Raw genomic sequence first — 14,000 nt, 5'->3', positions numbered from 1 at the left:
CGGCTGGGGGGCGGGCGCCGTACAACTGATCGAGATCCCCACCGACGATGAGATCCACGACAATATCGTCGCCATGTGGGTGCCCAAGGCACCCGCCAGGGCCGGCAGCGATTTCCGCCTGCGCTACCGCCTGCACTGGCTGGCGGACGAGCCCTACCCCAGCCCGCTAGCGCGCTGCGTGGCCACCCGGCTGGGCAACGGCGGCCAGCCCGGCCAGCCGCGCCCGCAAGGCGTGCGCAAGTTCATGGTGGAGTTCAAGGGCGGCCCGCTCGATAAGCTGCCGTTCGGCACCAAGCCCGAAGCGGTACTGAGCAGCTCGCGCGGGACCTTCTCCTACGTGTTTGCGGAAGCGGTGCCCAATGGCGTGGCCGGGCACTGGCGCGCCCAGTTCGACCTCACCGCCGAAGGCAAGGATCCGGTCGACGTGCGCTTGTTCCTGCGGCTGGACGGCAAACCCTTATCGGAAACCTGGCTTTACCAGTACCACCCGTTCAACTCGCCGGCCGGCTCCGGCGCCTGAGCGCGCGAGCGGTACGCGGTAGCCGGTATTGGCCTGTCGTGATGTAGCGCGCACCGGAGCAGGTATCATGGCGACGGCCCGGCAACCGGGAGTTTACGCGCGTGCCAGGCTGTCTCATGACGACGAACCGTACCGGCCATGGCCGGTCACCGCCTTTTCTGCGTAACTTCCGGGCCTTTTCCGGGCCTTTTCCGGGCCTTTATCCACGCCTTTTCCGGGCCTTTTCCGACTCTCTTCTGCGCCTCTTCCGCTTTCCCTGCCGAGATGATTCCCGCTAACCCCGCCGACGCCGCCGCCCCCAGCCCAGACGATTCGCTGCCCCGTGCCGAGCGGGCCTACCAGCACCTGCGCAACGCCATCCAGGCCGGGCAACTGCCCTCCGGTACGCGGCTGCGGGAGGTGGAACTGGCCGCCACGCTCGGGCTGTCGCGCACTCCGGTGCGCGAAGCGTTGTCGCGACTGGAGTCGGAAGGGCTGGTCGTCAACGAGCCCAACCGCGGCATGATGGTGACGCGGCTCGACGCCAGCATGGTGAGCGAGTTGTACGTCATGCGCGAAGTGCTCGAAGGCACTGCCGCAGCGCTGGCGGCGCGCCACGCCACCGACGTGGAAATCTCGCTGCTGCGCGACATCGTGCAGCGCGATCTCGCCATCGCCGAGAACCCCGACAAGCTCGCTGCCAACAACCGGCTCTTCCACGAGACACTGCACCGTTGCGCGCACAACCGCTACCTGCTCAAGACCCTGCGCTCCCTGCACGAATCGATGGCCCTGCTGGGCCGCACCACGCTGGCCTTGCCCGGGCGGGCACAGGTTTCCTACCAGGACCACATCGCACTGGTGGACGCGCTCGAGCAGCGCAATCCCGCGCAGGCCGAGCAGATCATGCGTCGCCATATCCAGCAGGCATACAAGGCACGGCTATCGATGTGGATCGACGAGCAGGCCTGACGTCCAGGTCGCCGCTGCCGCGCGTGCATGGCGCCAGGCGCCAAGGCTGAGCAGCGCGAGCGCGGCCGGGCTCAGTGCAAGAACGCGCGGTGGCGAGCCCCGGCGCAGATCAGCCAGCTTCGGTGCCGGAATCCGCGGGACATAAAAAAACCGGCCAAAAAGCGCTGCGCTCCGGTGGAGCGACGCGTTGGCCGGTCTTGCCGCGCGGAGCACCCGCGCCGGGTCTGACGATGCCGATGCCCGCGCTCGCAACAATTCGTGCAATGGCACGAAGGCGAGCCGCAGCCGCATGGCCGTCAAACCAAGACTGCAAACAATCTTCAGACTATCGACTAGACAGCTACTACAAACAACAGCAAACAACAGACTTCAAATAGCTTCAAACGAACTGCAAATCACTGACTTCAGCAACACACGCTTGATTCTTGATGACGGTTGCCACCGCTGCGATCAGCCGTTCGCGTAGGTGATCTTGGCGCGGYGAGCCTGGCTTTGCAGACGGCCAAAGACACGCTGAACAGCGGCAACAGCGCTCTTCACGTCGTCGATGAAGGCCGGGCTACGGGGGCCCAGTTCACGGTCGATCAGTTCGCGTTCCAGTTGGTCGGTCATCTTGATATCGGATTGGGTGTTCATGGCTTGCTCCTTAGGTGATAACCCGCATCGGGTTTTCCCTAATTGTAGCAAAATAAATGCGGCAGAGCAGCAATAGGTGATAGTACGTATGCCGTGGCGCAACGTGGGGTGACGACTTAACCATAACGTTGCCGATTTGCAACGATTAGATCGGCAACGACATGCTTGATCCCCCCCAGCATTAAAGTTGACCATAAAGCATATTTTGGTCGGAGCCCGCGAGGTGGATCAACGCGATCCGCAGCCATTCGCCGATGCACGTCTTGTTTGCGCTTTTCGACAATGGCGCTCCAGCAATCAGGGAAAGTTGCTGCGAAGCTACTTGGTGAGATGCGAAGCAACTCACCGAAATCGTTACCCGATAGAGAGGTAGTCGACAAAATTCGGAGGCCGTATTCCAGGACGCGAATCGCTGGCAGCCGTGCAAACATTTCGCCGTCGAAGAGCACGGCACAGACTCCGGTCCACTTGCGGTAGGCGATAAATTGCACTTCCTGGCCGACGAGAAATTCGGTACGCGGTGTACGTGTGTTCAGCATCTTGACGAAGCGACCGCGAGGAACGGCGGTGTCCGTATGCCATTTCCCGAGAGCCGGCAGGCGCGCTCTTGCCCCCGCTTTCACCGTACCAGCGTACCTCGCCGTAGTTCAGGCGTGCGACAAGCCTTCCCGCGCGCCTCGGCAGGCTGCTCGCCTGTCTGCCCCTCATTGCAACGATGCCCCAGAGTCACAGGACCTGCCACGACTGGAATCGGCGATGCCAGATGTCGTCCCACGCTTGCTCATGTGCTGCCAGACGCTGTGATCGAAGTGGGCGCGGTCGATGCCAAGGATGTCGGCCGCGACATTGATCACGGCTTGGTCAGAATAACCACTCGGGATCAGTCCGGCCAACCAGAGAAAGTTGCGAAGATGTCGGTCAATTGCACTGGCGGATAGATATTGTCCCGAAACTCGCCGGGAGCGCCAAATTGAACGGGGGCACTGCAACTGGGCCAACGAGACGCGGTGGCACCACCGATGTGCTCTACATTCCCGGCCCAAACGCAGAGGTTTTCAGCACGCCTCGATAAACAGCAGCATCCCACATTATCGAGGTGGGATGCTTCTTCCTTGACTGATGGAAAGATCCCCCCTTCTCCATGGTCCAGATGCCGAACCGCCGTCTTGCACTGAATGTTCAGCGTGGAACATTACAGCACTCCACAGATTGCTTACCACCCTCCTGAACCTGCATAAACCCACCCAACGTAGGGTGAAAATCAAGGACAGGATGCCGTTCTAAGGATGAAGTTCGTCATTGAGGCTGTTGCATAAGCATGCTCAGCATCGAGAAGGCCAAGGCATCAACTCCCATGGATTAAGACGTGATGTTTGTGCCACTTTTCGAGAAAAATTCACTCTCGGACGAATATCGGGAAATACAAAGTTCTTCACAAAAAACACTAAACATCATCATGGTCATTCGCAGTCGCTTCTCTAAGACGGTTGTTGCCGCCTCGCTTCTGTTTCCCCTCGCCGCCCCTTTCAGCCATGCACAGGAATCCGCTAACGCGGACCTTGATTCCTGCGTTACACAGGAACAGACAATTCTGACGGCCAAGGGCGCCGGCATGGGCATCGTCGCCGGGCTCGGCGCAGCGCTCTTTGGCAAAAACAAGGATGACAGCATCAAGAAGGCCGCCATTGGCGCAGCCGTAGGTGGCGCCTTGGGGGCGGCCGCCGGCTTTGCCACGGCGTACTACACGGCCATCGACACGTGCTACAAGAAGAATCCGAGCTGGATCCCGGAATCGAAGATTGAACGTACCAAGGGGTACCAGCAGGTCAAGAAGGATATCAAGTACAACCCGAAGGAAGGCGACAAGACGTTGGTCTCCAAGATCGACATGCCGACCACCGCGAAAGCCGGCGACAAGATCGATCTGGCAACCACGTTCATCGCGATGACTAAGAACGGTTCCGAAGCCCCAGTAAAGGTAGAACGTAAGCTCTTTGTGATCGATGATGGAAAGGAATCGATCTTGCCGTTCCCTGGCCAAACCGCTGAGGATCGCACCGTAGAGGCTGGCCAGAACGTTGACACATCGCGCCTGCCGATTCCTTCGGAAGCCAAGAGTGGCAGCAAATACCGTTACGAGTTTGCGGTGAGCATGGCTGGCAAGCCTGCGGCGGTTGCCTCGCAGACCGTTACGATTCTGTAATTCGAGATAGTGGGGTGGGCTGCTTCGGGCAGCCCGGCTGCGCTCACGCGTCGGCTGCATCCCTGCCCCAAAGATCATGCGCACGACATCATTGCACTGCAGCCTCGTACTCCTGGGTGCGCTATTACTTGGCGGCTGTGCCGCCAGCCAGCTTCATGGCTTCCAAAACGCCTACCAGGGCTACAACGTCCCCGAGCCACTAGTTGCAACCGTCCGCTATGAACTAAAACGGCACGGTTTGCCGAATGCGCAAGTTACACGCGACAGCGTAGGCCGGATCCGCCTGGTGGGCAACTACCAGGATGAGGATGAAGTCGACCGCGCATTCTTCATCGTCCAATCAATTGTCGGCATCAAGTCGACCTCACCGTTCTATCCGGAGAGCATCAAGGAGAAGCGCTGGGAAGTTCAGGCAGGACAGGCGCTTGCCGCCCATGCGAGGGCGGTACGCGATCGACCCGCACCACCTGCTAAGCGGGCCTTGATCATTGGTATCAATACCTTCCGTGACAAGCGCGTGCCCGACATCTTGGGTGAAGACGATGCACGACGCGTGAAAATGGAGGCGGAGAAAGCGAACTACCGCACCACAGCCCTGCTCGGCCCGCAAGCCACCAAGGCCAACATCGAAGCCATTCTGAAACGTTTTAAAGACGAGGTGGGACCGAACGATACCGTACTCATCTATGTGTCCAGCCACGGGGCCATGCCCGTACCGTCTCCCCGTGTGCGGGACGCGCGAAAGATGTCGATCATCGCTTATGACTCGGGGGATCCACGGGTCCCTGACCGTGACTTTGCGATCAGTGTATTCGACAGCTCGGTACCCGACCTCAAGTTGCAAGAGTTAGCACAGACGCCGAGCAGACAGACCCGCCTGATCATCGATACGTGCTACAGCGGCGAGATTCTGAGGGGTATCCCGGATGAGTCCAGACGCTACATCCTTGCGGCCAACGGCGGTGTACCTGAGCGCGCCGGCATTTCGATGGCGGCATGGACCGGCCAAGCGTACGAGGCCAAGGGTATCCGCTTTACGGAAGATGGCGCAGGTAGCACGCAGAACGTTCGTACCACCCAGACCACGCCAATGGATCTTAGCCGATACACGATTATCACGGCCACGAGCGATGGCGAGCAGTCGTGGGGCCCGTCCGCAGGCGGCACCTTCGAAAGTCCAGTCACCCCTGGCAAGCGCCTGCAGGGTTCGTTCTTCACGCAAGCTTTCTTTGAGTACCTTGCAAAGTTCAATGGACATATCGAACCGGCCTTCGTGGAAGCCCGCAAGTTCACTGTGCAAAAGGTGGCGAGCATTCCGCCCGTCTCGGGCTACAAAGGCCCAGTCCCTATCCCACAGGTACCTCGGCTAAACCCGTCCTTGGCTGCCGGCGACAAGAGCAGCATCTATGAATAGGGGGAATCGCCCAATCGCGTGCCGCCCCATTTTTTGTCCGATCAACGCATTTCTGGATATCAAGAGCTGACCATGCGACTTCAATTCGCTGCCCTGCCCCTGCTGCTCGCGGCCTGCGGCGTCACCTGCGCGCAGGAAAGCTATAGCGCAAAATCCCTGTTCTTCGGCGAGGACAACGACGTCGTCGCGGTGTCCACGAGCAAGCCGGCCAATGCAACCACAGCGGTAGCTGCCGCCCCCGCCTCTGCCCAGAAGGCGACTCCGATCAAGGTGGCCAGCAAGAAACCAGCCAACCAAAGCATCGGCGCCAGCTATTTCATCCGCCTCAAGAACCCCGACGGCAGCACCCGCGATGTCCTGGCGAGCCGCAAGTTCCAGAGTGGTGACCGCTTTCAGCTTGGTGTCAAGGTGAACAAGCCTTCCTACATCTTCGTTTTCAATGAGGATGCCAACGGCAAGATCACGCAGATCTACCCGCAGCCGGGCCACAACAACTACATCAATGCCATGGGCGTAGTGTTCCTGCCCGGCCAGGGTGCCTTCGAATTCGATCGCAAGCCTGGTACTGAGCATTTGCTGGTCTATGTGTCGCAACAGCCCGTGCCCTCCAACATGCCGGATCGCATCCGCTCGATGCAGCCCGATGTCGTGACCACGACGTACGCCGCGTCCACCGGTGCGCCGGCGGCCCAGTGCAATACTCCAGCGGCCACGCCCGTAGTGGACGCCGCACCTCAGCGATTTGAGGCCGCCAACGAACAGGCACTTTACGCATCGAAGGCCATCACGTTTACCGACGACGCTGCCTGCGGCAAGGCGGATGCCGGCGCACTCTACGCGTCAAAGGCCATCGTTTTCAGCGACGACGCCGATGCGGGCGGCATGCAGGCCGCGTCCTATGTCGTCAAGAAGGCCACCACTCCAGATGCCAGCCTGTTCCTGAAGATTAGGCTGGTGCACGAATAAGCGAACACCCACGACCCATGATGCCAGGGAGCAGCCTACTAGAGGCGCGTTTCCCCGCGTCGCAACCGTGATAAAGGAATTCATGAGCAATAACCACCTCATCGTCGGCCTTGGTGGCACCGGCGGGAAGATTATCCGTCATCTGCGTAAGACCATCGAGCGCAGCAAGGATGCCCAGGGCAACAGCCCGTCTGAAGCGCGCTTCGAATACCTCTATGTGGATACGTCGGACGACGAGATCAATAAGAAGGAGGAATGGAAGGTCCTTGGCAAAGAAATCGACCTCGATCGCAGCCAGTACCTTATCAACACGGCCAGCAATGTCCGTCCCGTGCTCAGCGATCCCGAGTCCTTCCCTGGCCTGAAGGACTGGATCGAGCCGCGCGATGTGTTCGACTTCGTCAATGCCACCACGGCCGGTGCCGCGCAACGCCGCAAGCTGGGCCGCGTGGTGTTCGCGCAAAACGCCTCGCGCTTCGTCAAGGCTGTGGAAGATCGCCTGCAGGTACTGGAATCGGCGCCTGGCAGCAGGAAAGGGGCCGTGATTCATATCGTTTGCGGCTTGGCTGGCGGCACCGGCAGCGGCTCGTTGGTGGATGCCGTCGCCCAGATCCGCCACAAGTGCGCCGACCACGATCTGTATCGCGTTATCGTCTACGCCGTACTGCCCGAGAAGCATTCCCGCCGCGTGAAGGACGTGGCTGGCGTGTCGACGTACTATGCGAATGGCTATGCCGCGCTGACCGAACTCAATGCATTGGCCGTGGGCAAGTACAAGCCGGTCAACCTGCTAGACGGCTCGCGCCTGAATCACGATATCTATTTCAACGGCTGCTACCTTGTCAATAACATCAACGAGCACAATGTGCAGTTCGATGTAGACGTGGAAGTGCCTCGCCTTGTCGCCGAATTCATTTTCCAGAAGACGATGAATAAGGAGTGGGAAGGCCTGGGTCGCGCCGAGAAGGGCGAAAACGACATCAAGAGCTTCGAAAGCGACGAGAACATCGGCAAAGCGCGCGCCAAGCTGTTCATGTCGTTTGGCATTAAGCGCGTGGTGGTGCCGGAACAGGAGATCAAGGAATTCCTGGCGTACGGCTTTGCGGAACAGGCCACGCGTCAGCTCATGTACAACAATTTCCGCCAGGGCGACGGGTACGCCGACGAGGCCGTGGAAAAAGACTGGGGCTCCGAGGCTCGCAAGCCCGACACATTGCAGTCGTTTCTGCTGACCGACGCGCACCTGATGCTCGACACCGGCATCCTCGAAGACGACGCCAAGAACACCGCGTGGAAGCCGCCGCGCGAGTACTGGAAACAGATCATCAGCTTGCAGGTGCCGGATATCCGTGCCGACAAGAACATCGAGGAAGCCAACTGGCTACTGGTGCTAAACGGCCGCCTCTCGAAGGTCTTCGACGAGACGTATCGCACCATGGGCGGCGTGCGGAAATTCTTCGAGATCAAGGGGAACGCCCGACTCGAGATGGCCCGCCATGTCAGCCGGCACATCGAAAAGGACCTGTTCGCGCGCTGGAAGGCGGGCAACGCGTCGCTGTTCCAGCTTCGCCAGTTCATGGACGCGCTGATCGCCATGCTGGACGAGCGCCTCGCACTACTGTCCGCACGCGTCGCCAAGCTGCCCAACGAGCTGGAAGCCCTCCAGGCCCGGTACAAGGAACTGGAGAACAAGTTCAATAACGTTGGCATCTTCGCCAAGGCGCTGACTGACAAGCGCGGCGGCCTTTTTGCCGATATCGGCGCATTGCTGCAGGATCAATACACGCTGAATACCAACCAGCAGGGGCTGAAATTTGCGTGCAGCCTGATCCCATTCGTCAAGGACCAGCTCGTTTCGCTGCGGGGCACCATCGACGGCCTGCACCAGAATCTGGTAGTTGCCACTGACAAGGTGTCCAAGGAAAGGGCCAGCCGCCTGAAGGCTGCCGATGCCGTCTACCAGAAGCGCATCTTCGACGAGACCGCCATTGCCAACGTAATGAAGGCACTTATCATCGACGAAGCGGCCCAGATGGCGCGCACGCAACGGGTACGTCAGTCGATCATCGACCTGGCCGGCACGGATGTGGACAGCTTCGACGTGCTGCTGCAGAGCACGTCGCTGGGAAGCATCATTTCCACGCTGTCGCAGGAGTCCGCGCAGATCGTCGAACTGGCGCATGCCGAGATCGCCCGTCAGATGCCGCCGGTACTGCACGTGAACATTGTGGAGCGCCTGCAGAAGCGTTACGACGCCAATGACTCGGGCCTCAAGGAATTCGTTTCGCAGTTGTATGAGGAAGCTGGCACGACGCTCGTCTACAACAAGACCGAAGTCGATCGCGTAGTCGCCAACAATGTTGGGGGCAGCCAGGGGCGCGCGCAGACTATTGGCGTGTTCCTGCCGGAATGCGAGGGTCAGAAGGAATTCCGTAGCAAGCTGGCCGGGCTGTTCGAGTCGCAGAAGGACCCGGCATCCGACACCAAGGTGGCCGTGGGGAACCTGTCGAACCAGATTGTGATCATGAAGGTGTCGTCGCTGATGCCGGCGCGCTTCGTCGAGTCCCTGACCGAGTTCAAGCGCCACTACGACGGCCTGTTGGCCGACAGCCGCGAAGCCGTACTACTTCATGGCGAAGGCAATGGCGCCAAACTGCCGCCGCTCTTCGCACGATCGACAGCCGAGATCCGGGCCGAATCCCGCCGCAAACCGTACATCCTGCTGGCGCACTTGCTCGGCATGGTCAAGGAACGTCAGAACCGGACAACGGGCCTGATGGAATGGGTGTTCTCGTACTTCGCCGGAGACCTGCCGAAGGTGCATGTGCTGCAAGGCAAGACGTGGCACGACGTGCTGCAAGCCGAGCAACCGGCCGAGGCCCAGGCCGCCATCGAGAAGGAAGTGGCTAAGCGTCTCGATGCCGAGTACAAGCACATCGACAAGAAGACCGAGCTGCGCAAGGCGTACCAGCAGATGGTGCTAACACGTTACGAGGAAGTCGACCATGACGAACAGGATCTTCAACTGGTGGCGCTTGGCGCCATGCGGGAACCCATGTTCGAAATTGCCGGCCTACCGTTGAACGACTAACGCCTTACATCGTCGGCCGGTGTCGATCCCTGTCGTCGGCCCGGCCGATGTTCATCCGTGTGACATAAACTCAAGAGTAGAAGGTTATGGCGAAATACAAATGCCCGACGCTGGGTGACTGCGAACGCGCCAACGCGGGCGAAATCTTTGAAYGGTCCCCTGGCGACGATCTGCACTGCCCTGGTTGCAACATACTGCTGGACCAGGTGCAGGGCCCCACCGGCGGCAAGCGCGGCGGCGTGAACAAGGCAGCAATCGCCGGCGCCGCGGCTGTCGTGGTGGCGCTGGCCGGCGGCGGCTACTTCTTCTTGGCACATAAGGCTGGACAACCCGAGGAATCGGTGGAGCCCGTGGCCGCACCTGTTGCCGCCGCGGAAGCCGCCCCGGAACCAGCCCCTGCATCCGCACCCGCATCCGCCGGTGGCATCGCTCCGAACGAAGCAGAAACTGCCGCCTTGCGCACCAAGGGTGAAAGCGATCTGAAGACCGGCAATGCGGATAGCGCCGAGCAGGCCAGCAATAAGGCAGCTGCCAACGAAATGCTCAAGCTCGCCATTGCGAAGATGACCCAGGGCAAGCTAGACGAGGCCGAGAAGAGTCTGGCGTCCGCTCGCGATCTCGATCCCCGTCAATCGCTGGTACCTTACAACCTAGCGGTACTGCGTCTGAAACAAGGCCGCACTGACGACGCGCTGAAGGAATTCGAAGCGAGCTTCATGGCCGGGTTCCCCTACTTCGACAAGATGGACCAAGATCCCGATCTCGATAGCTTGCGCAAGGACCCGCGCTTCACCAAGCTCGTAGAGCAGTATCGCAAGCAGACCACATGAGTCTGGTGAACATCGTCCTTGCCTTGCGCGACGGCAGGCGTCGTACGGGGGGCATGGCACTGCGCATCGCCCCCGCAGTGCTCGCAGCCGGCTTGCTGATGGCCTGCGGCAAGCCCGACGGCAACCGCATTCTTGGACACTGGCGAGCCGAGCGATTCATCGCCCAAGGAATCAGCGTGCCAATGGGGCCCGAGTTCGAAGTCACACTCCATGCGGTACGCAGCCCTGATGGTGATATCGAGATACCGATCTCCGCCATTACAGCCAAGGGCGACGAGGTGACGCTAGAAGGGCCAATGAGCCTGGCGCTGTCATTCCATTTCGAGGATGCCAATCGCATCTCGGTGGATTTGCCGTTCGTTGGAAAGCTGTACTACCGCCGTGTTGCCCTGACGCCGCATGCGGCAGCAACGGCCAGCGCACCTGTTTCCCACGCTCTTGTTGCGGCCCAGCGCCAGTCTTCTGTGCCCGTCGCAAGCTCTCCGTTGGATTCCCAGCAGCCTACGCCGCCGACTGTCACCCGCTCTCCGCAGACTTCGAGCGCTCAGGCGACAGTCGCCACACCGACACCCGACGGCATGGACGACTATCGCCGCGCCGTTGCCGCCTTACGGCAAGGCGACGCCGACAGCGCGGTGCGAAGCCTTCACGCAAGCTTCCAGCACGGCTTCCGTCAGTTCGACCTAATCGATGCCTCCACCGAATTGAGTGCCCTAAAGAGCGATCCGCGATATCAGGCGTTGATGGCCCGTTACCGCTAGTTCCTCGGCACCCTGAGCCTCTCCGTTTCGTTTTTCCCTGCCCGTCGTTTATGAAGAAATTAGCCGCACTTCTGTTGCTCTGCCTTACCCTGCCTGCCATCGCAGCACCCGTCACGCTGCGCCCCATGGATGGCGAGCGCCAGGTGCTTGCAGAACAAGCGACCAACTTCACCGGCGCATGCGGTGGCGCCGTGGTCCGTGTGATGGGAGTAACTTCCACCTCAGGCAATCACTTCGGCATAGACCTGGACGCCGGGGTGGTCATCGTTCGTCAGGCGGGCAAGGAGATCGCCCTGCGCGATCCGTTGTCCGACCAGAACGCGATTGCATGCGTGCCGACGGCAATTGGCGACAGGCTGTTGATTGCCAGTGCCTGCGCCGGCAGCTCCTGTCCGGACAACTTCACCTACTACGTGATTGATCCCAGGCGCCTTCTGATACTTGTGCCCAGGAAGGCCGCCGAAACCTGCGACGAGCGGTGCGCGGAAAGAGTATTGGGGGTCAAGGTGCCGGCAAGCGCCCGAAGGTAAACTTGCTCCGGCCAACCGCAAGGTGCCGCTGACCACCTTGGATCTCCGCTGCCCCGAGTCCGGGGATCCCTTCTTGGCCGCAGGTCTACCGCGAACGATGATCCGTCTGCTGCCAGACGGCAGACCGCGACGCTATGGCTTGCCGACCTGCCGGCGGTAGCTCCACACAACGAAAGAGCCAATGCTACTGATGAAGGCATTGCCGGCCGCGGCCGTGTGCGCCGACAGATGGCTCGGCGGCAAGGACCGGGAAGATGGGCAGCACGGCAAAGATCATTACCGCTACGGCCCACAGCAGTGCGAGCACCACCGGAAAGGTATGCAGGGCCAGCCGCATATTGCCGGGCTCTTCGCACAGCACGTAGCCGACATCGAAGACCACGGCGCCACGGCCGCCGTCGTCTCGGGCGCCAGCACTCCGGAGGACGTCATGGCCAGCTCTGTCTGGCCTGTTGCGACGGGCTCATGACCCGCTTGATGCCGACAATGCGCGGCCCCGCTGCCTGGACATGTTTTGCAATAGGAACGTCACCTGGCGGATAGCAAGTGCCCGTTGCATACAGTCCGGATGGTTCGTACGAAGAGCATGACGATTACCACGGTCAAGAAGGCCAGCAGAAGAATTGCCAACATGGTAATTGGCCAGAGATGCACCGTGTCGGCATACTTCAATGCCGCATTCGACAATGCCGCGATGGGAAAGCTGACGCCCCACCAACCCACTGAAAATGGAATTCTCCGGCGGAACACCTTGAGAACCAATATAAAGAAAATAAACAATCCCAAATAGAACAGGACCGCCGCGAACATATCAACTCTTTGCATGAAATTCGTGTAGGCCAGGAAGCCAACTTCGAACGGCGCGATCAGGATCATGAGCGAAGAGGTCATATTTCCTTCCAGCTTCTCATGATGAATCAAGCGAGCCACAATCATGGTGAAGAACACAAGAGCAAGGATACTCCCGACGGACAGGGAGAATATATTGATCTCGTGTGCCCACGGCATACGCATCGTTCCGCCGGCCATGGCAATATCGAGCGTCGCGACTCCGGGGATCAGCCACGCCGGCAGCGCATGTCCGGAATCGAGCTTTCCCTGGAGAAGCTGGCTGGAAATCGTGCACGCGATGCCAATGGTGCCAATGGCGCCGATGGTCCACATGACCTCCGCCATGCCCCGATCGGCATCGCCGATCACCGAAGAAATCAGCAAGACCGCAATGGGCACCGTGCCGAAGAAATTTCCGGCGATGGGATGCCGGAACTCGTGCATCACCGCATTCGGATACTTTGCGAATTTCACCGCGTACGAGATGGCCAGAATCAGAAATGCGATCACGGCCACGATGCCGATCGCGCCCCAAATGACCGGACTGACGCCGTACTGACGGGTCGCCAATCGCCAGGCAAGAGAAAGTCCGGAAATCCCCATGACCGAGGCAAAAAGATTCACTGGGAGATTCTTCACCGATATGTCGCGTTTCCCAATGTCGGGCCTATTGGGTGGTGGGAAAGTCTGCATCAATTCTTCTCGGTGAATGGCCGCGCCACGGGCCTGTCGCCAGGTGGCGATGTCGGGAGTATAGGTTCGGACGCAGCGCGGCACTTCTCCCGCTTGATGCTGTTTGGCGCCAGATGTTCCTGGTTTCCGGCCATCGTGGGGACTGCCTGGATTTTTGTGTCCAGGGCATAACTTGTCGACAAGGTGCCTGTATGCCGCGCAAACCAAAGGCAAGACCCGGGACCGTGCGGCCACCCCTGAGAAGCTGATCGATCAGGTCGTTAAAGGTGCGCCGGGCGCCGAACCATGCCGTCATGCCGGGTTATCCTGCGTGCGCGGATCGTCCCGAGGATGCCACCAGCCGGCGCAGCGGCACGCGCGCCGGGACAGCCCGCAAGAGCCCGGCTCGCTCCCAGGCCCGCTCTTGCGGAACATGGGAGCGCCAAGCCCAGCGCAGCCCGTCAGGTCTCAGGCGTGGAGCGGATACGGTTTCTCGGAATCGAGTCCATATTTTTGCAGCGCCTGCTGCACGATCGCCTTGTCGATCGTGCCATCGTCCGCCAGCGCCTTCAGCGCCGCCAGGGTAATCCAGTGG

Annotated in this window: 13 protein-coding genes; 10 read left to right on the top strand and 3 right to left on the bottom strand. The window is 60.3% G+C overall.

Translation table 11 applies throughout. The features are described from left to right. Positions 1–520, top strand: a 520-nt coding sequence (locus AC1DO7_RS32765; RefSeq protein WP_477117038.1) for a glucan biosynthesis protein, incomplete at its 5' end; no start/stop codon positions are given. A 264-nt stretch (positions 521–784) separates the two neighbouring features. Then, a complete protein-coding gene (locus AC1DO7_RS32760; RefSeq protein ID WP_441621408.1) occupies positions 785–1,471 on the top strand; it encodes a GntR family transcriptional regulator in 687 nt (228 codons plus the stop codon). Between the two features lie 450 nt (positions 1,472–1,921). Here AC1DO7_RS32760 and AC1DO7_RS32755 read toward each other — a convergent pair whose 3' ends face one another. Then, entirely contained in the window at positions 1,922–2,107 is a 186-nt protein-coding gene (locus AC1DO7_RS32755) for a hypothetical protein (RefSeq protein ID WP_477117037.1), read from the bottom strand. 116 nt (positions 2,108–2,223) lie between these two features. Next, the gene (locus tag AC1DO7_RS32750) at positions 2,224–2,646 is read right to left on the bottom strand and encodes a hypothetical protein (RefSeq protein WP_441643492.1); all 423 of its coding nucleotides are present in this window, start codon (positions 2,644–2,646) and stop codon (positions 2,224–2,226) included. A gap of 827 nt (positions 2,647–3,473) precedes the next feature. Between AC1DO7_RS32750 and AC1DO7_RS32745 the strand changes: the two genes are divergently transcribed. The 8 genes from AC1DO7_RS32745 to AC1DO7_RS32710 all read left to right on the top strand — a co-directional run bounded on the left by AC1DO7_RS32745 (position 3,474) and on the right by AC1DO7_RS32710 (position 12,371). Then, on the top strand, positions 3,474–4,310 hold the full coding sequence (locus tag AC1DO7_RS32745) for a hypothetical protein (RefSeq protein WP_441621414.1): 837 nt from the start codon (positions 3,474–3,476) through the stop codon (positions 4,308–4,310). A 76-nt stretch (positions 4,311–4,386) separates the two neighbouring features. Further along, positions 4,387–5,724, top strand: a complete 1,338-nt coding sequence (locus AC1DO7_RS32740) for a caspase family protein (RefSeq protein ID WP_441621416.1) — start codon at positions 4,387–4,389, stop codon at positions 5,722–5,724. Positions 5,725–5,796: 72 nt separating this feature from the next. Beyond that, positions 5,797–6,690, top strand: a complete 894-nt coding sequence (locus AC1DO7_RS32735) for a DUF4384 domain-containing protein (protein ID WP_441621418.1) — start codon at positions 5,797–5,799, stop codon at positions 6,688–6,690. An 82-nt stretch (positions 6,691–6,772) separates the two neighbouring features. Continuing rightward, positions 6,773–9,781, top strand: coding sequence for a tubulin-like doman-containing protein (locus AC1DO7_RS32730; protein WP_441621419.1), 3,009 nt, complete (start codon positions 6,773–6,775; stop codon positions 9,779–9,781). Between the two features lie 86 nt (positions 9,782–9,867). Continuing rightward, a complete protein-coding gene (locus tag AC1DO7_RS32725; RefSeq protein WP_477117036.1) occupies positions 9,868–10,611 on the top strand; it encodes a tetratricopeptide repeat protein in 744 nt (247 codons plus the stop codon). Further along, positions 10,608–11,372, top strand: coding sequence for a hypothetical protein (locus AC1DO7_RS32720; protein ID WP_441621423.1), 765 nt, complete (start codon positions 10,608–10,610; stop codon positions 11,370–11,372). The genes AC1DO7_RS32725 and AC1DO7_RS32720 overlap by 4 nt, the downstream gene beginning before the upstream one ends. A 50-nt stretch (positions 11,373–11,422) precedes the next feature. Continuing rightward, positions 11,423–11,902 (top strand): hypothetical protein, encoded by a 480-nt coding sequence (locus AC1DO7_RS32715; RefSeq protein WP_441621424.1) that lies wholly within the window; start codon positions 11,423–11,425, stop codon positions 11,900–11,902. A 181-nt stretch (positions 11,903–12,083) separates the two neighbouring features. Next, positions 12,084–12,371, top strand: a complete 288-nt coding sequence (locus AC1DO7_RS32710; RefSeq protein ID WP_441621426.1) for a hypothetical protein — start codon at positions 12,084–12,086, stop codon at positions 12,369–12,371. Between the two features lie 59 nt (positions 12,372–12,430). Here the strand turns inward: AC1DO7_RS32710 and AC1DO7_RS32705 are convergent, their stop codons facing one another. Beyond that, positions 12,431–13,426: an SLAC1 anion channel family protein gene (locus AC1DO7_RS32705; RefSeq protein WP_441621428.1), complete on the bottom strand. Its 996-nt coding sequence runs from the start codon at positions 13,424–13,426 to the stop codon at positions 12,431–12,433. Positions 13,427–14,000 lie beyond the last annotated feature (574 nt).

This window comes from Cupriavidus sp. 05N40 (assembly GCF_056397305.1).
This window is presented reverse-complemented; position numbering and strand designations above follow the sequence as displayed.